Source organism: Protofrankia sp. CiP1_Cm_nod4 (assembly GCF_982290645.1).
Genome location: NZ_CEVIVC010000029.1, coordinates 25,503 through 44,940, shown reverse-complemented (window position 1 = coordinate 44,940; position 19,438 = coordinate 25,503). Strand labels below are relative to the sequence as shown.

At 73.5% G+C, this 19,438-nt stretch carries 8 protein-coding genes; 6 read left to right on the top strand and 2 right to left on the bottom strand.

Going from position 1 to position 19,438, the window contains the following annotated elements; translation table 11 throughout:
• Window positions 1–1,490 (bottom strand): wax ester/triacylglycerol synthase family O-acyltransferase (locus tag AC5LSR_RS08215; protein WP_493468316.1); only part of this gene is annotated, 1,490 nt, incomplete at its 3' end.
• 201 nt (window positions 1,491–1,691) lie between these two features.
• Window positions 1,692–2,504, bottom strand: coding sequence for an esterase/lipase family protein (locus tag AC5LSR_RS08210; protein ID WP_445548337.1), 813 nt, complete (start codon window positions 2,502–2,504; stop codon window positions 1,692–1,694).
• A 732-nt stretch (window positions 2,505–3,236) separates the two neighbouring features.
• Here AC5LSR_RS08210 and AC5LSR_RS08205 point away from each other — a divergent pair.
• From AC5LSR_RS08205 to AC5LSR_RS08180, 6 genes are all read left to right on the top strand, one after another.
• Window positions 3,237–3,569 carry a hypothetical protein gene (locus AC5LSR_RS08205; RefSeq protein WP_250290933.1) on the top strand — a complete coding sequence of 111 codons (333 nt, stop codon included), beginning with the start codon at window positions 3,237–3,239 and terminating at the stop codon, window positions 3,567–3,569.
• A 2-nt stretch (window positions 3,570–3,571) separates the two neighbouring features.
• Window positions 3,572–4,417, top strand: a complete 846-nt coding sequence (locus tag AC5LSR_RS08200) for an SDR family oxidoreductase (RefSeq protein ID WP_250290935.1) — start codon at window positions 3,572–3,574, stop codon at window positions 4,415–4,417.
• A 212-nt stretch (window positions 4,418–4,629) separates the two neighbouring features.
• Window positions 4,630–4,890 (top strand): acyl carrier protein, encoded by a 261-nt coding sequence (locus AC5LSR_RS08195; protein ID WP_250284269.1) that lies wholly within the window; start codon window positions 4,630–4,632, stop codon window positions 4,888–4,890.
• Window position 4,891: 1 nt separating this feature from the next.
• Entirely contained in the window at window positions 4,892–5,635 is a 744-nt protein-coding gene (gene fabG / locus AC5LSR_RS08190; protein WP_250284268.1) for a 3-oxoacyl-ACP reductase FabG, read from the top strand.
• A 97-nt stretch (window positions 5,636–5,732) separates the two neighbouring features.
• Window positions 5,733–6,575 carry a thioesterase II family protein gene (locus AC5LSR_RS08185; RefSeq protein WP_250284266.1) on the top strand — a complete coding sequence of 281 codons (843 nt, stop codon included), beginning with the start codon at window positions 5,733–5,735 and terminating at the stop codon, window positions 6,573–6,575.
• A gap of 317 nt (window positions 6,576–6,892) precedes the next feature.
• Window positions 6,893–19,438: type I polyketide synthase (locus AC5LSR_RS08180; RefSeq protein ID WP_493468315.1), on the top strand; the 12,546-nt coding region annotated here is incomplete at its 3' end.

Here is a 19,438-nt window from a genome sequence, read left to right as displayed (position 1 = left end):
GGTACGGGGGGAGGCGGCGGGGCGAGGTCGGCCAGGGCGCGCGGCAGTGCGCGGCTGAGGGCGGTGATGCCCGGCTGGATGGTGGGGTCGCTGTGCAGGGCGATGCCGATGAAGTCGCGGCCGCTGGTCACGGCGACGCTGAGCCCGTGCCCGCGGGCGAGCGGCACGATGCCGTAGAGCTCCCGCATCGGGGCGCCGGCCAGCCGCGGGGTTCTGTTCGATCCCGGGATGTTGCTCACCACGATGTCGAACAGCAGGTTGGCGCCGCGTCCGGCCAGCGGCGCGACGAGATGGTGCACCGCGGCGGGCAGCGAGTGGGCCAGCAGCGGGAACGCGCCGGCCCCGCGGTAGGGGCCGGCGGCCTTGTTGCGTTCCATGGCGACGCGGACGGCCCGCAGCCGCCGTACCGGGTCCGGTTCGGACACCGGCAGGTCGCACAGGTATCCGGACAGGTTGTTACCCGGCCCCTGCCCCGGCCCCGCGGCGTCGGGGCGCAGCGCGACCGGGATGAGCGCCCGCGGCGCGGCTCCGCCGAGCCCACGGTCGCCGGAGTCCAGCCAGTCCCGCAGCGCCCCGGCGAGCACGGCGAGGACGACCTCGTGGGTCATGACCCGGTGCCGCTGCCGGACCCGCCGGACCGCGCCCGGATCCAGCTGGACGAGGGTCAGCCGCCGCTCCGGCGGCGTTTCCGACTGTTTCCCCGGCAGGGACGGTTTTCCCACCACGGAGGACACCGCGGACAGGCGTGCCCTGCGCAGTACCGACGCCGCGATGCCCAGTTCGCGTGTGGTCCGGCGGCTGGTCTCGACCAGTTGCCCGGCGATCAGGGAGGGGCCGGCGACCAGCGTGGGGATCGCGCTGAGCCACTGGTCCGGCCGGGGCAGCAAGCGCCATGCCACGGGCGCGCCCGCCACCGGCCCGCCCGTGGCCGTCGACCCGGCCGCGGAGGACCTGGCCGTGGCTGACGGAGCCGTTGCGGTGTCGCAGGCGAGGGCGTTCCCTTCGTTGCCGAGCGCGGTGGGCTCGTCGTACATCGCGGAAAAGAGGCGGACGCCGCCCTGGCCGTCGGTGACGGCGTGATGTGTTTTGAGCAGGAACGCGAAGCGTCCGTCGGACAGTCCAGTGATCACATGTGCTTCCCACAGCGGCCGGGCCGGATTGAGCTGGGACGCCATCGCGCTGGCGGTGTATTCGGTGAGCTGGTCGCGCGTTCCGGGGGGCGGCAGACAGCAGACCCGGATGTGTGCCTCCACCTGGAACTGCGGGTCCTCGACCCATTCCGCGGCGGCGGGCGGTAGCGCCGTCGACCGGAGGCGCTGCCGGAACTGGGGGAAACCGCTCATCCGCTCGCTGAGCAGACGGACCAGTTTCTCGACACCGACGGGGTGGTCCGGCTCGAATATCATCAGCGCGCCGATGTTCATCGGGGCCGTCCGGTCGTCCAGTTTCAGAAATGCCATGTCCAGCCCGCTCAACCGCTCGCCGGCCATCCGGCCTTCCTTTCTGTATCTCGCCTGTGTTCCGTCGCTGTGCCTCGTCGACGTGGGACGCGCCGGGGCCGTGCTGCTGTGCGCGAGAGATGCCCGCCATCGTGCTGTGCGCGGGACGTGCCCCTGTGCTGTGCGCGGGACGTGCCCTTTGTGCTGTGCACAGCACGTGCTCCTGTGCTGTGCACAGCACGTGCCTTCGTGCTATGCGCGGGCTGCGCCGGCCGCGGTGCTGCTCGGGGTGTTGAGGTGTTTGACGACTTCGCGGAAGACCATGGGGTTGGCCGCCATGGCACCATGGTTGCTGATATCGACTGGGTACAGGTCCTGCAACGTGATGTTCTGCACGCCCGGCCCGTTCAGGAACGCCGAGGCATAGGGCGTGACGACATCATCGAATTTGGACGCGATGACCGTGTACTGGACGCCGGGCACGGTTTCTCCATCCCCGTTGAGTTTGGTCAGCAGCACGGAGCCGATGGTCTGGTCGGCGCAGGCCGGCGGCATGGTCGAACCGATCAGCTGCTCGGCGCCGGGGAACTGCTTGGCCAGCGTGACCAGCTCGTTCTCCGCCATGCCGTGGTTGGACGGGGAGAGCGAGATCAGCCGGTTCACCTTGCCCGCTCCACCGAGGAACTTGATGTAGTAACGCGGCATCATGCCGCCCTGTGAGTGGCCGACGATGTCGACCTGGCTGGCGCCGGTGGCGGCCAGCACCTTGTCCACGAACGCGGCGAGCTGCTGGGCCGACTTCTCGATCGAGTCCAGGCCGTGCAGGACCGGTATTCCGGGCAGGGCGCCGTAGTCCAGCCGGAACACGGTGAATCCGGCCGCGGCGAGCACGGGCGCGGTGGTGATCCAGTAGTCGCGGGCGTTGCCGAAGGTGCCGTGTACCAGCACCACGGGACGGGGATGCTCGGCGCTCGGGCGAGCCTTCCAGTCGTCGATGTTCGGCAGCTGGACGACGCCGGCCACCTGGGCGGCGACCTGGGCCGGCGCACCGAGAACACCATCCACCGTTCGTCCTATTTTCGGGAACGACATGACGTAAAACCTCCCACCATTCCGCCGGACATCACGTGCTCAGCGAAATGCTAGCCGAAGATTGGTGTCCCGGCCGGGGCCCGGTGAAACAGAACCGTTTGTCCGGCGGCATGCCGATGTTCTTCCTTCCGGATGTTCCCGGGTTGGGATCCGGCCGTTCCCGGCTGCCGTGAGTACGGGTGTTCGTCCGGAGCCGTGGTGTACGTCGGGTGGCCGCTCGTGTCCCGTTCGGCGGAAAATCACGTCATCCGGTGGAAATTTCGCCGGTGCGCGCGCCGGGCTGTTTTCCGGTCGGATCGCCGATGTATGCGGGTTGGTGGTGGAATGCGTCCGGGTGCCGGGCCGCGGCCGGTCGGGACGGGGTGCTCCGTGGCCGGCCGGGAGGCGGCTGTCCTGGCGTTCCGGCGGGTCGCGGGGCTAGGTTGCGGTCACCGGGGCGACATCGGGCGGGCCCGTCCACGCCGCTACAGCGCGTAACCATGTTAGGCGGTCACGCTGTGTCGCCACACCGTGCTGACAGGGCTGCGCGCTTTCGTGGCCGCCCGGTGCTACTGTCACGCAGTGTCACCACGGTTCGGTTGATCGGTTCCGGTCGGTTGATCGGTTCCGGTTGACGGTGAACCCGCTCCGGCGGGCCGGCGGTGACACGAGCATGTTCCTTTCGTGCCACCGTGGGCCGGAATTTCCGGATCATCAGTGGATCGCATGGCGACGGGCACACACCGCTCATCGCCGCGCGATCCGGATCATCAGGGACGCCGGCGGGCCGCCCGATGGCGCGATCAGGATTTTTTCGCGCCGTCGCAGCGGCCCGGACTCCCGGATTCCCGGGTCCCCGGAGCAGCGATAAAGATGGCGAATGATTTCATATGCCCGGTCGTCCTGGCGATTGGTGATAACTCGAACATGAAACTGATGGTGCGGGTGGACAGGCGCTCCCCTGCGGAGCGGATTCGATTGGATTATTTCTCGGATATTGATCCGACGTCGGCCGTCGACACCGGCGCGTCGGTTCGTCGAGCGACCACCGGGGGCTGACCGTGCTGGTACCGCTCAAGGATTCCTGGTCGTTGGTCCTCGGTGTGTCCAGCGGCATGGGGCGGGCCACGGCCCGCGCGCTGGCCGCGGAGGGCGGCAACGTCATCGGGATTCACCTCGACACCGCCGACGGGCAGGAAGCCGCCGGGGAACTGGCCGCGGAACTGCGGGAACGAGGTGTCGCCGCGCATTTCTTCAACCGTAATGTCGCCGCCGCAGCCACTCGTGCCGACCTGGTGCCCCGGATCGCTGAGCTGACCGGTGACGCCGGGCTGCGCGTCGTGGTCCACTCGGTCGCCTTCGGCTCGCTGCTGCCTTTCGTGCCCCCGCCCACGGCCACGGATGTGCCCACGGCCACGGTCACGGCTGTGCCCGACGCGCGGGGCGGTGGCACCATCACGGCGAGGCAGATGGCCATGACCCTCGACGTGATGGCGCACAGCCTCGTCTACTGGACGCAGGATCTGCTGGCCGCCGGGCTGCTGCGGGCCGGCGCCAAGATCTATGCGCTGACCAGCGCCGGGAGCTCCCTGGTGATTCCCAGCTACGGGGCCGTCTCGGCGGCCAAGTCGGCGCTGGAGTCGCACGTCCGGCAACTCGCCGTGGAGCTCGCGCCGCGCGGGGTGGCGGTCAACGCGCTGCGCCCCGGCACGACGATCACGCCCGCGTTCCGGAAGATCCCGGGCAGCGCGCAGTTCGACGACGCCTGCCTCGCCCGCAATCCGCACCGGCGGCTGACCCGGCCCGAGGACGTCGGTGAGGCGATCGTCGTCCTGTCCGCCAGCGATTCGTCCTGGGTGACGGGAAACGTGATCGGTGTCGACGGCGGCGAACTGATCGGGACGTGACACTCCGCCGGTCCCGCCCGGCGGGGTGGCCCGAGGACGCCGGCCGGTGACGAGACGGAGACGAACAGGCCCGCGGCACCGCGGGGAAGAACGGGCCCACGGCCCGGCGGAAACGTGATCGCGCTGCTTTCGGCCGTCCGGAACAGGCACAACGGGAAACCGGGCCAGGCGTGACGAGAAAAAGCGGAAAAAGAAGAAAAAGGATGCGATAAATGACCAGGAACCTGGAGATCGCGGTGGACCGGGAGGAGCTGCGCGCCCTCGTCGCGGACACCCTCGAACGGTCGCCGGCCGAGGTGACCGACGACGCCGACTTCGTCGGCGAGCTCGACCTCGACTCACTGATGGCGCTGGAGATAGTGGTGCGTCTGGAGAAGCGCTACCGCATCAGGGTGAAGGACGAGGAGTTCGCCAGCATCACCTCGCTGAACGGGATCTACGATCTGCTGACGGCCAAACTCGGGGGGACCTGACGTGCCCGGCGACATCCGTCCGGTCGCCGTGGTGACCGGTGGTTCCCGCGGCATCGGGCGGGCCGTGGTGCGGCAGTTGGCCGCCGACGGTTTCGACGTGGCGTTCTGTTACCACAGCCGTCCCGACGCCGCGGAGGAGGCCGTCGCCGAGGCGGCGGCCCACGGCGGACGGGTGATCGCCCGCAAACTGGACATCGCGGACGCCGGCGAAGCCCGGGCGCTGGTCTCCGCCGCCGAGGACGAGCTCGGGCCGGTAGACGCGGTGGTCGCCTCCGCCGGTGTTGTGCGGGACAACCCCCTGGTGCGGATGACCGACGACGAATGGCGGACCGTGCTCGGCACCAACCTCGACGGCACGTACAACATCTGCCGGGCGGCAATCTTCTCCTTCATGAAACGCCGTACCGGCTGTGTCGTGACGATGTCCTCGGTGGCGGGTGTGCACGGCAGCGCGAAACAGACGAACTACGCGGCGTCCAAGGCCGGTGTCATCGGCTTCACCCGCGCGCTGGCGAAGGAGTGCGGGCCGTTCGGGATACGGGCCAACGCGGTCGCGCCCGGCCTCATCGACACCGACATGATCAGCGGTCTCGGGCCGTTGCGCGAGCGGCTCGTCGAGCGTATTCCGTTGGGCCGGGTGGGGAGCCCGGACGACGTGGCCGCCCTCGTCTCCTTCCTCCTTTCCGACCGGGCCGGCTACATCACCGGCCAGGTATTCGGTGTGGACGGCGGGCTGGTCGTGTGACCGGCCCGCGTCCGAGGTTCTTTTCCGGGCCCGGGGTTCCCGGCGCTTCGGGGCCGGCCGGCGGACCCGTGCCCACTGGTGTTTTCCGAGGAGCCCGATGACGACGACCACCCGCACCGGTGAAGCATGGCTGCGGCGCTTCCACCCGGTGCCGCACGCCACCGCCCGGCTGCTCTGCCTGCCGCACGCCGGTGGCTCGGCGAGCTTCTACTTCCCGGTCTCGCGGGCGCTGTCCGCTTCTGCGCCGGCCTCGATACCGGCCTCGATACCGGTCTTGATGCCGGCATCGGCGCAGGCGCCGGTGTCCGCCTCGCGGCCGGCATCGGTCGAGGTGCTGGCGGCCCAGTATCCCGGCCGGCAGGACCGGCGCAGCGAGACCTGCGTGGAGGACGTCGGGGAGCTTGCCGACCACCTCGTCGAGGCGCTGGCGGGCTGGACCGACCGGCCGCTGGCCCTGTTCGGGCACAGCATGGGCGCCACCGTCGCCTTCGAGGTCGCCCGGCGGCTGGCGGGTGCCGGTGTGACCGTCGCGGCGCTGTTCGTCTCCGGCCGCCGCGCGCCCTCCCGGCAGCGGGCCGAGAACATCCACCGCGGCCCGGACGACCTGCTGCTGGCCGAGCTGAAAGCGCTCAGCGGAACCGGGGAGAAGGTGTTCGGCGACAGCGAACTGCTCGACCTCGTGCTGCCGGTGATCCGCAGTGACTACAAGGCGGCCGAAACATATCGCTACCAGCCCGGGCCGAAGCTGGCCTGCCCGATCGTCGCCCTGGTCGGGGACAGCGATCCGAAGGTCACGGCCGACGACGCCCGGGCCTGGGCGGACCACACCACGGCGCGGTTCGAGATGGCGGTCTTCCCCGGTGGCCACTTCTACCTGACCGAACACCGCCCGGCCGTCGTCCACACGATCCTGGACCGTCTCGCGCGGTTCTGCGGCTGACTTCTCCCGTTTCTGTCTTCTTTCGTGACCGATCCGCCCACCCGGGCTCGTCGCAGCGATTCTGTCATAATCATTTCCTGGTTGTTCGGTAGTTCAGTCGTGATGTGCCGCCATTCCATGGTGATGTTTGTTCCGGATGTTGTACCGCTTTTGTTCCCGGTCGGCCGTGACGTGGTTCCCCCGCGGTGGGCGGTCTGCTACCGGCGGCCGTCGGGCCGCCGGGCCGTCGAACCGCCGGGAAATCAGGTGGACGACGTCGGCGGCACGGCTTTTCCCTGTTTCGACCGGAGGTGGCCTTGTACCAGTCGGAGGTGGCGATGAGCGGTTCCGAAGCCGTCCCGGACGTGCCGTCGGTGCGCCCGGACCGCCGGATCGCCGTTGTCGGCATGTCCTGCCGCCTGCCCGCGGCACCCGGCCCCGACGCCTTCTGGCGGCTGCTGCGCGGCGGGACGTCCGCCATCACCGAGGCGCCGGCGGACCGTTGGGGCCCGCCCGGCCCCTTCGACGGCGAGCTGTCCCGCCCCGGCGGCTGGCAGGGCGGGTTCCTCGAGCAGGTCGACCGGTTCGACGCGGAGTTCTTCGGTATCTCCCCGCGCGAGGCCGCCACGATGGACCCCCAGCAGCGGCTGATGCTCGAACTCGGCTGGGAGGCGCTGGAGGACGCCGGGATCGTCCCCGGGACGCTGCGCGGCACCCGCGGCGGCGTGTTCGTCGCGGCGATGTGGGACGACTACGCCACCGTGCTGCGCCGGGGCGGGCCGGCGGCGGTCAGCCAGCACACCATGACCGGGCTGCACCGCAGCGTCATCGCGAACCGGCTGTCGTACAAGCTGGGTCTGCGCGGCCCGAGCCTGGTCGTCGACACGGGCCAGTCCTCCTCGCTCGTCGCGATCCACCTGGCCTGCGAGAGCCTGCTGCGGGAGGAGTGCTCCGTCGCGCTCGTCGGCGGAGTGAACCTCATGCTCGCCGCCGAGAGCACCGTGACGGTCGACCGGCTCGGCGCGCTGTCGCCCGACGGGCGCTGCCACACCTTCGACGCGCGCGCGAACGGCTTCGTCCGCGGCGAGGGCGGGGCCGTCGTCGTCCTCAAACCCCTCGCCCTGGCCCAGGCGGACGGCGATCCGATCCACTGCGTGATCCTGGGCAGCGCGGTCAACAACGACGGCGGTGGCGACACCCTGGTCACCCCGGACCAGGCCGGGCAGGAGGACGTCCTGTGGCAGGCGTGCGCCCGGGCCGGCATCGACCCGGGCGACGTGCAGTACGTCGAGATGCACGGGGCCGCGACCAGGGTCGGCGACCCGGTGGAGGCCGCCGCTCTCGGCGCAGCCCTCGCCGCCGCCAGGGCGGGCCGGTCGCCTCTGCGGGTGGGCTCGGTCAAGACCAACATCGGGCATCTCGACGGCGCGGCCGGTATCGCCGGCCTGGTGAAGACCGTCCTCTGCGTCCGCAACCGGGAATTCGTCCCGAGCCTGAACTTCCAGGCGCCGAACCCGCGGATTCCGCTGGACGCGCTGAACCTGGCCGTTGCGGTGAGCACGCAGCACTGGCCGGACGAGGGCCGCGGCCGCGTCGCCGGCGTCAGCGCGTTCGGCATGGGCGGCACCAACTGCCACGTGCTGCTCACCGAGGCGCCGGAGCCGGACCGCCGGGACGGCACCCGCGAGCACACCCGCGACGACACGCACGACGACGGGGGCGACGGCACATGTGCCGTCACGCGTGACGGCACGCGGGGGGAACGGGGGAGCGAGCCGCCGGCGGTGCCCTGGGTGCTCTCCGGCCGCGGCGCCCGGGCACTGCGGGAGCAGGCGAAGCGGCTGCGCTCCCACCTCGACGATCATCCGGAGCTCGAACCGGCCGACGTGGCCTACTCGTTGGCGACCACCCGTACCGCCTTCCGCCACCGCGGCGGACTGGTCGCCCGGGACCGGGCCGGCCTGCTGCGCGGCCTGGACGCCCTGGCCGAGGGACAGGAGTTCCCCGGCCTGGTGCGTGGGACCGCCGGCGACGCCGGCGTGCTGGCGTTCCTCTTCGCCGGCCAGGGGGTGCAACGGCCGGGCATGGGCGGGCAGCTGCGCGGCCGCTTCCCGGTCTTCGCCGAGGCCTTCGACGAGGTGTGCGCACACCTGGACAGCCACTTCGACCGTTCGGTGCGCGACGTCGTCCTCGCCCCGGAGGGATCGCCGGACGCCGCGCTGCTCAACCGGACGGACTACACGCAGGCGGCGCTGTTCGCGCTGGAGACCGCGCTGTGCCGGCTGGTGCTGCGGTGGGGCCTACGGCCCGGCTTCCTGCTCGGCCACTCCCTCGGCGAGCTGACCGCCGCCCACGCCGCCGGCGTCCTGGACCTCGCCGACGCGTGCGCGCTGGTGGCCGCGCGCGGCCGGCTGATGCACGGGCTTCCCTCCGGCGGCGCGATGGTCGCGCTGCAGGCCACAGAGGAGGAGGTGCTGCCGCTGCTCGCCGGCCGCGAGGCGCACCTGAGCATCGCCGCGGTCAACGCGCCGACGGCGACCGTGATCTCCGGCGAGGAGCCGGCGGCCCTGGCCGTCGCCGCCCACTTCGAGGCCGCCGGACGCAAGACCACCCGGCTGCGGATCAGCCTTGCCTCGCACTCGCCGCTGGTGGACGGCATGCTGGCCGAGTTCGGCGAGGTGGCACGGGGCCTGTCGTTCGCGCCGCCGCGCATCCCGATCGTCTCGACCGTCACCGGCGAGCCGGCCTCCGCCGCGGACCTGTGCGCACCCGGATACTGGGTGCGCAACGTCCGCCAGGCGGTCCGGTTCCGTGACGGCGTCCGGCAGCTGCGGGCGCACGGCGTCACCGCGTTCCTGGAGCTCGGCCCGGACGGTGTGCTCTCGGCGCTGGCCCAGGACTGCCTGGCCACCCCGTCCGCGCACACCCCGGAGATCGCCGTGGTGCCGGCGCTGGCCAAGGACCAGCCCGAACCCGACGCGCTGCTCACCGCCGTCACCAGCCTGCACGTCCACGGGATCACGCCGGACTGGGACGAGCTGTTCGCCGACCGGGACCGCCGGCCGGTGCGGCTGCCGACGTACGCGTTCGCCCGCCGGCGCCACTGGGTGGACGTGTCCGCGCCCGGCGACGGTGGCCGCAGCCCGATCGACGGTGGCGCCGGTGACCGTCCGGTCATCACGGCCGCGACGGCCGCGACGGCCGCGACGGCGGAGGCGGCGGAGGCGGAGGCGGTCGAGGAGCTGGAGCCGCGGGTCGCGCTGGCCCACAGCCTGGCCGGGCGCTCCGACGCCGAGCGGGAGGAGATCCTCGCGGACCTGGTCGGCCGGCACGTCGCCGTCCTGCTCGGGCACACCTCGCCGGACTCCGTCGACGTGGGCTCGGCGTTCCGGGACCTCGGCTTCGACTCGCTCACCGGCGTCCGGCTGTGCCAGCGTCTGGCCGAGGCCACCGGGGTACCGGTGCCGGCCACGGTGCTGTTCGAACATCCCACGCCACTGGCCCTGGCACGTCATCTCAACCGCGAGATCCCGGGCGGTCAGGCCGCCGTCCCGGGAGGCGCCGTGTCCGGCGTTCCGGCAGGTGCCGCCTCCGGCACCGACGAGCCGATCGCCATCGTCGCGATGGCCTGCCGCTATCCCGGCGGGGTGCGCACCCCGGAGCAGCTGTGGGAGCTCGTCGCCGGCGGCCGGGACGCCATCGGAGGCTTCCCCACCGACCGTGACTGGGACGTCGACGCCCTGTACCGGCCCGGCCGGGCCGAGCCGGGGCGCACCTACGTCGACACGGGCGGCTTCCTCGACGACGCCGCCCTGTTCGACCCCGGCTTCTTCGGCATCTCCCCGCGCGAGGCGGCGGCGATGGACCCGCAGCAGCGGCTGCTGCTGGAGACCGCCTGGGAGGCGGTCGAACGGGCCGGTATCGCGCCCGAGGCGCTGCACGGCAGCCGGACCGGGGTCTTCGTCGGCGCCATGCCCCAGGACTACGGCCCGCGCCTGCACCAGGCCCAGCAGGGCCTGCACGGCCACCTGCTGACCGGCACCACGCTCAGCATGATCTCCGGCCGGATCGCGTACGTCCTCGGCCTGCGCGGCCCGGCGATCACCGTTGACACGGCGTGCTCGTCGTCGCTGGTCGCCCTGCACATGGCCGCGGCGGCGCTGCGGCGCGGCGAGTGCACGCTGGCGCTTGCCGGCGGGGTCACGGTGATGTCCGGCCCCGGCATGTTCGTGGAGTTCAGCCAGCAGCGCGGGCTGGCCCCCGACGGCCGGTGCAAGCCGTTCTCCTCGGACGCGGACGGCACCGCCTGGTCCGAGGGCGTCGGCCTGCTGATGCTGACAACCCTCTCCGAGGCCCGTCGAGCGGGCCATCCGGTGCTGGCTCTCCTGCGGGGTTCGGCGGTCAATTCCGACGGCGCGAGCAATGGCCTGACCGCGCCGAACGGCGCGGCGCAGGAACGGGTGATCCGCGACGCCCTAGCGGACGCCCGGCTGGCCCCCGACGAGGTGGACGTAGTCGAGGCGCACGGCACCGGCACCACGCTCGGGGACCCCATCGAGGCCCGGGCCGTCCTGGCCGCCTACGGGCAGGGCCGCAGCGCGGACGAACCGCTGCTGCTGGGGTCGATGAAGTCCAACATCGGCCACGCCCAGGCGGCCGCGGGCGTGGCCGGTGTGATCAAGATGGTCATGGCGATGCGCCACGGCCTGCTGCCGGCTACCCTGCACGCCGGGACGCCGAGCCCCCACGTGGACTGGTCCGCCGGCGCGGTCACCCTGCTGGGCCAGGCGCGGCCCTGGCCGGAGCGTGACCGTCCCCGGCGGGCCGCCGTGTCGTCCTTCGGTATCAGTGGCACCAACGCACACACCATCGTCGAGCAGGCGCCGGCCGAGCGGAGCCCCGCCGGCCGGGGCCCAGCCGATCATCTTCCCGCCGGCCAGCCGCCGGCCGGTCAGGGCCTGCCCGGCGGCGTACCGGCCGCCGGCGCGTCCGGCCCCGCCCCGGCGCGTGTCTGGGTGCTGTCCGCCACCAGTGCGGACGCGCTGCGGGCGCAGGCCGAGCGGTTGCGCTCCCACGTCGAGGAACACCCCGCCCTCGACGTGACGGACGTGGCATGGTCCCTGGCCAGCGGCCGGTCCGCGTTCGAGCACCGGGCCGCGGTCGTCGGCCGGGACCGCGGCGAACTGCTCGCCGGACTGCGCGGCCTCGCCCTGGGCGGACCGCGGGCCGCGGCGGTGCTCCAGGGCACCGCCGCGGCCGCCGGCCGGGGGAAGCTGGCCATGCTGTTCACCGGCCAGGGCGCGCAGCGGCCGGGCATGGGCCGGCGGCTGCGCGAGGCCTCCCCAGTGTTCGCCCGCTCTCTGGAGGAGGTGTTCGCCGCCTTCGACGGGCACCTCGACCGCCCGCTGCGCGACGTCATGTTCGCCGAGCCCGGCACGGCCGGAGCGCGGACGCTGAACGGGACCGCGTACGCCCAGCCGGCGCTGTTCGCCCTCGAGGTGGCGCTGTTCCGCCTGACCGAGTCCTGGGGCGTGCGGCCGGACTTCCTCGTCGGGCACTCGATCGGTGAGCTCTCGGCGGCGCACGTCGCCGGGGTGCTGTCCCTGGCCGACGCGGCCACGCTGGTCACCGCCCGCGGCCGGCTGATGCAGGCCCTGCCCGCCACCGGAGCGATGGTGTCGGTGGCGGCCGGCGAGGCCGAGGTCGCCGCACTGCTGGCCGCCCGCGAGGGAGGCGAGGGAGGCGGAGGCCGCGGAGGAGGGGTCGCCGTCGCAGCCGTGAACGGCCCGGCGGCCACCGTGATCTCCGGTGACTCCCGGGCGGTGGACGAGATCGCGCGCGTCCTGCGGGAACAGGGCAGGCGGACAGCGCGCCTGCGCACCAGCCACGCCTTCCACTCCCCGCACATGGACGGCATGCTGGAGGAGTTCCGGCAGGTCGCGCGGTCCGTGACGTTCGCGCCGCCACGGATCGCGATCGTCTCCGGGCTCACCGGCGAGCCGGCCAGCCCGCGGCACCTCACCGACCCCGACTACTGGGTGCGGCACGCGCGTGAGACGGTGCGTTTCCACGACAGCGTGCGCTGGCTGGAAACGGCCGGTGTGACGAGGTTCTGCGAACTCGGGCCGGACGGCGTGCTGACCGCGATGGCGCACGACTGCCTCACCGCGGCCGCGGCCGCCACCACGGCACGGATCGCGCTGCTGCGCCGGGACAGGCCCGAGGACCAGGCCGTGGCCGGCGCGCTCGCGACGCTGTTCACCGTGGGGGTGCGGCTGGACTGGCAGGGGATCTTCGCCGGAGCCGGTGCACGCCGCGTCGACCTGCCCACCTACGCCTTCCAGCGGGAACGCTTCTGGCTGGCCCCCGCCCCGGCAACCACCTCCGTCCTGGCAGCCACCTCCGCACCGGTGGCCGTCGAGGCCGGCACCACGGTCACCGCCGCGGGCCGCGCGTTCGAGGTGCTGCTCGGCGCGCGCAGCTCACCGGCCGGGGCCGACGGCTTGCTGCTCACCGGCTGGTTGTCCGTGCCGGAGCAGCCGTGGCTGGCCGACCATACGATCATGGGGGCCGTCCTGCTGCCGGGAACGGCCTGCGCGGAACTCGCGCTGCACGCGGGACGCCGCCTCGGTGCCGGGCGTCTGGAGGAGCTCACCCTGCACCGCCCGGTGCCGCTCCCCGCGGACAGCGCGGTCCACGTCCGGGTGACCGTGGACGCGGCCGATGCCGCCGGGAGCCGTTCCGTGCGGCTGTACACGCGGCCGGACATCGCAGCGGACGGCCGCGACGCCGACGAACAGCAGTGGACGCTGCACGCCGAGGGCGTGCTCGCGCCGGAGGGGAACGCGCCGCCGCCCGGTCTCGAGGTGTGGCCTCCCGAGGGCGCCGAACAGCTCCAGGTCGACGACCTCTACCAGCGGCTGGCCGGGCGCGGCTACGACTACGGTCCCGCTTTCCGGGGACTCCGGTCGGCCTGGCGCCGGCAGGACGAGCTGTTCGCGGAGGTGGTCCTGCCCGAAGCCGCGCAGACCCGCCGAGCCGGTACCACCGGTCCTGACAGTGTCACCGGTGGCGACGGTGCCACTGGTGCCGGCGGCGACGGCGTCAACAGTGGAGACAGCGTCAACGGTGCCGGCGGAGCCAGCGGGTACGCGCTGCATCCGGCGCTGGTGGACGCCGCGTTGCACCTGGTCGTGGCTGAGGGCCCGCACGACGGCGACGGCGGGATCGTGCCGTTCTCCTTCAGCGGGTTCACCATCGGCCGGCCCCGGGACGGCTCGAACGTCACGACCGCCCGGGTACGGATCACACCGCACGGCCCGGACGCGGTGTCGGTGACGATCGCCGACGGCACCGGCGTGCCGGTTGCCTGGATCCGGCAGGTCGCGTTCCGGCGGATGGGGCCGCGGCAGCTCCAGGACGCCCGCGGCACCGGCCGTGACGCCCTGTTCCGGGTCGACTGGGTCGAGTTCGACCCGGCGAGCGGCACACGGAACGGTGGCACGCGGGCTGGTGGCACGCGGAACGGTGACATGCCGGCGGGCCGCTGGGCGGTGTTGGGACCGGCCATCGACGCGCTGGCTGCGGCGGTCGACGCCGCGGGCATCGCGCTGGACGGCTACCCGGACCTGGACGCGTTGCGTGCCGCCGTAGAGGCGGGCGCGGTGACGCCGGAGGTGGTGTTCGCACCTGTCAGGCCCGCAGCGCACGAACCCGCACAAAACTCTCCGGCTTCTCCGGCGGACGACCCTCTCCGGCCCGCTGACGTCCACCTCGCGGTGACGCGGGCGCTGGAGCTGGCGCAGTCGTGGCTGTCCGACCGGTCGCTGGCCGCGTCCAGGCTGGTGGTGCTGACCCGCGGCGCGGTCGGCGCCGGCGCGTCCGCGATCACCGATCTGGCCGGTGCCGCGGTCTGGGGGCTGCTGCGCTCGGCGCAGTCGGAGCACCCCGGCCGTTTCGTACTCGCCGACTGTGACGAAGGCGAGCCGTCCTGGCACGCGTTCGTCGCCGCGCTCGTCACCGACCGTGTCCAGCTGGCGGTGCGGGACGCCACGGTGTATGTCCCCGCGTTGGTGCGAGCGGCCCCGATCACCCCAGCTACCCCAGCTACCCCAGCAACCCCGGCAACCCCAGCCGCCCCGGCCGCCCCGGCCGCGGATGAGTGGCCCCGCCGGTTCGACGGGACCGGCACGGTGCTGCTGACCGGGGCGTTCGGTGGGCTGGGCCGGCTGGTCGCCCGGCATCTGGTCACCCGGCACGGGGTGCGCCGGCTGGTGCTGACCAGCCGGCGGGGCGCCGCGGCCGCGGGCGCCGGCGACCTGGTCGCCGAACTGACCGCGCTGGGCGCGGACGTGCGGGTCGTGGCCTGTGACGTCGCCGACCGGACCGGGGTCGCCGCGCTGCTGGCCGGTATCCCCGCCGAGCATCCGCTGCGCGCGGTGGTGCACGCCGCCGGGGTCATCGACGACGCGACCATCGAGTCGCTGACCCTCGAGCGGGTCGGTGGCGTCCTGCGCGCGAAGGTCGACGCCGCCTGGCACCTGCACGAGCTGACCCGGGACCACGACCTGTCGGCGTTCGTGCTGTTCTCCTCGATCTCCGGCCTCGTCGGGGCCGCCGGCCAGGGCAGCTACGCCGCCGCGAACGCGTTCCTGGACGCCCTGGCGCACCACCGCGCCCGGGCGGGGCTCGCCGCGACGTCCCTGGCCTGGGGGCTGTGGGACCAGCCCGCCGGCCTGGCCGGCGGCCTGCGGCCCGTCGACGTGCGGCGGATGGCCCGTGCCGGTGTCGCGGCCCTGCCCGAGCAGGCCGGCCTCGCCCTGTTCGACGACGCCCTCGTCCGTGACGACGCCCTGCTGGTCGCTTTGCGAACGAATCTAGTTGCGCTGCGTGAGCAGGCTGCCATCGGTGGGGTGCCGGAGGTGATGCGCGCCCTGCTGCCCACCGCCGGTGGGCGCCGGCCGCGCACAGGCGGCAGCCCGACCGCTGCCGGGAACGCTCCCGGCGCTGAGGGCTTCGCGGGCGCCGGAGGCCCTGCGGGCGCAGAGGGCTCCGCGGGCACCGACGGCGGTACGGACGCCGGGAACTTCGGGACGGCCGGGACCTTCGGGACGGCCGGGAGCTCCGGGAGCGTCGGGGGCACGGCCGTGGGCGGGCTGGCCGCGCTCGGCCCGGTCGAGCGGGAACGGGTGCTGCGTGAGCTGGTGCGTTCCGAGACGGCCGCCGTGCTCGGCCACGCCGGGGCGGCCGTGGTGCGCGACGACGTGGCCTTCCGGGCACTCGGGTTCGACTCGCTGACCTCGGTGGAGCTGCGCAACCGGCTGGGTACGGCAACGGGGCTGCGGCTGCCCGCCACCGTGCTGTTCGACCATCCGACACCCGCGGAGCTGGTGGAGCACCTGCTCACACAGGTGCCCGGCGGCGAGGCCGCGACCGCGTCCGCCACGGCCGCCGGTACCGCGGCCCCGGCGGCCGTGACCACGCCCGCCACCGAGGCGGAACCGATCGCGATCATCGCGATGGCCTGCCGGTATCCCGGTGGGGTCACCTCCCCGGAGGAGCTGTGGGGGCTGGTGTCCACCGGCACCGACGCGATCTCGACCTTCCCGACGAACCGCGGCTGGGACGTCGACGCGCTCTACGACCCGCGTCCCGGACGCCCGGGACGCAGCTACACCCGCGAGGGCGGCTTCCTGCACGACGCCGACGAGTTCGACCCGGAGCTGTTCGGTATCTCGCCGCGCGAGGCCGTGGCGATGGACCCGCAGCAGCGGCTGCTGCTGGAGACGAGCTGGGAGGCGTTCGAGCGGGCCGGGCTGGACCCGACCGCCCTGCGTGGCAGCGACACCGGCGTGTTCGCCGGCGTGATGTACCACGACTACGGCACGGCCGCCGCCGGTACGGCGCAGGACGGGGAGGGCTACCTGCTGACCGGCACCACGGGGAGCGTGCTGTCCGGGCGGGTGGCCTACACCTTCGGCCTGCACGGCCCGGCGGTGACGCTGGACACGGCGTGCTCGTCGTCGCTGGTGGCGCTGCACCTGGCCGCTCAGGCGCTGCGGCGGGGGGAGTGCTCGCTGGCGCTGGCCGGCGGCGTGACCGTGATGTCGACGCCGAACACCTTCGTGGAGTTCAGCCGGCAGCGCGGGCTGGCAGCGGACGGGCGTTGCAAGTCCTTCGCCGCCGCCGCCGACGGCACCGGCTGGTCCGAAGGTGTGGGCCTGCTGCTGTTGGAGCGGCTGTCGGACGCGCGCCGGAACGGGCATCCGGTGCTGGCGGTGCTCCGTGGGTCGGCGGTGAACTCCGACGGCGCGAGTAACGGGCTGACCGCGCCGAACGGGCCCGCGCAGCAGCGGGTGATCCGACGGGCGCTGGCGGATGCCCGGGTGGCGGCGGCCGAGGTGGACGTGGTGGAGGCGCACGGTACGGGGACGAAGCTGGGGGACCCGATCGAGGCGCAGGCGCTGCTGGCGACCTACGGGCGTGACCGGCCGGCGGACCGTCCGCTGTGGCTGGGGTCGATCAAGTCGAACATCGGGCACACCCAGGCCGCCGCCGGCGTCGCCGGTGTGATCAAGATGGCGCTGGCGATGCACCACGGTCTGCTGCCGGCGACCCTGCACGTGGACGAGCCCTCCTCGCAGGTCGACTGGGCCGCCGGGGCGGTGCGGCTGCTGACCGCGCCGACCCCCTGGCCGGACGTCGACCGGCCCCGGCGGGCCGTGGTGTCCTCCTTCGGGATCAGTGGCACGAACGCGCACGTCGTCCTGGAACAGGCCGCCGCGCGGCCCACGGCACCCCAGCTTCCCGCCGCTCCGGCCGGCGTGACATCGGCCACCGCGGCACCGGTCGGTGCCGACACGTCCGTCATCCTGGACTCCGTCATTCTGGACACGGTCGACAGGCCGGCACCCCCGGTGACGCTCGGCTCCGCCCCCGAGGAGAACACCCCCGAGGAGAACACCCCCGAGGAGACCGCCCCCGAGGAGACCGCCGATAGGCGTCCCGCCGGGACCGTCCTGCCCTGGGTGATCTCGGGGCACACCGACGCCGCGCTGCGGGCGCAGGCCCGGCGTGTGCACGCGCACGCGGCCGCGCACGGCGAGCTGAACCGCGCCGACATCGGTTACTCGCTGGCGACGACGCGGGCCGTGCTCGCGCGGCGCGCGGTGGTGCTGGCCGATGATCATGCAGGTTTCCTGCGGGGCCTCGCCGCGGTGGCCGACGGCGGGCCGCTGCCTGACGGCGCGCTGGTGGCCGAGGCCGTCCAGGGTGCCGGGGCCGTCCAGGCTGTCGAGGTCGTCCGGGGCGCGGCCGGGCCCACCGGCGGGCCGGTGCTGGTCTTTCCCGGGCAGGGCTCGCAGTGGGCCGGTATGGCGGCGGGGCTGCTGGACTCCTCGCCGGCGTTCGCCGCCCGGATCGCCGAGTGCGCCGACGCGCTGGCCCCGCACGTCGACTGGTCCCTGCTGGACGTCCTGCGTGGCGGTGGCGGGCCGGCGGAGCTGGAGCGGGTGGACGTCGTCCAGCCGGTGCTGTTCGCCGTGATGGTGTCGCTGGCGGCGCTGTGGGCCGAGTACGGCGTCCGGCCGGCTGCCGTGGTCGGCCACTCCCAGGGTGAGATCGCGGCGGCGTACGTGGCCGGCGCGCTGTCGCTGCCGGACGCCGCCCGGGTCGTGGCGCTGCGCTCCCGGGCGCTGGCGGCCCTGACCGGCCGCGGCGGCATGCTCTCCGTGGCGCTCGCACCGCAGGAGGTGGCCCGGCGCACCCCGCACTGGGGTGAGCGGGTCTGGCTGGCCGCGGTGAACGGGCCGCGTTCGGTGGTCGTCTCCGGCGAGCCCGGGGTGCTGGCGGCCCTGGCGGCGGACTGCGCCGCCGCGGACGTCCGCACCCGCATGCTCCCGGTCGACTACGCTTCGCATTCGCCGCATGTCCGGGATGTGCGAACGGAGCTGCTCGAGGCGCTGGCCGGCATCGCCCCGCGTCCGGCCGAGATCCCCTTCTACTCCACGGTGACCGGCGGCCCGGTCGAGACGTCCTTGATGGACGCCGGGTACTGGTACCGCAACCTCCGACGGACCGTGCTGTTCGAGCCGGCGGTCCGTGCCCTGCTGCGGGACGGGCACACCACCTTCATCGAGTCCAGCCCGCATCCGGTGCTGACGATGGGCATCGAGGAGACCGCCGCGGACGCCGGCGCCGACGTGCTGGCCACCGGCTCGCTGCGGCGCGACGACGGCGGCCGGCGGCGGTTCCTCACCGCGGTGGCCGAGGCCCACGTGCGCGGCGTCCGGGTCGACTGGCGGGCCGCGTTCAACGGCGTTGAGGCGCGCCGGGTCGACCTGCCCACCTACGCCTTCCGCCGCCGGCGCTACTGGCTCGGCGATGGCCGGGCTCCCGGCGGGCACCAGGCGCCGGCCGCCGGCGCGGGGCCGGCCGAGGAGCGGTTCTGGGACGCCGTGCGACGCGCGGACCTGGCCGCGCTGACCGCCACTCTCGACGCTGACATCGACGCCGACCAGCCGTTGCGCGCGGTGCTGCCCGCGCTGTCGGCCTGGCGGCGGCGGCAGGTCGACAGCGCGGCGGTCCGCGACTGGCGGTACCGCGTCACCTGGAAGCCGCTGGTGGAAGCCCCGCTGGTGGATGTCCCGCTGGTGGATGCCCCGCTGGTGGATGCCTCGGTGGGGGAGACAGGACTGTTGGACGCCCCGGCGGTGCTGTCGGGAACGTGGCTGCTGCTGGCTCCGGCCGAGTCGCCCGACCAGGCCCTGGTGGCGGCGTGTGCCACGGCCCTGTCCGGCCGTGGCGCGCGGGTCGTGCGCGTCGAGCCCACCACGGCGGAGCTGGACCGCGGCGCGTTGGCCCGCCTGCTCCGCCGCTCGCTGCCG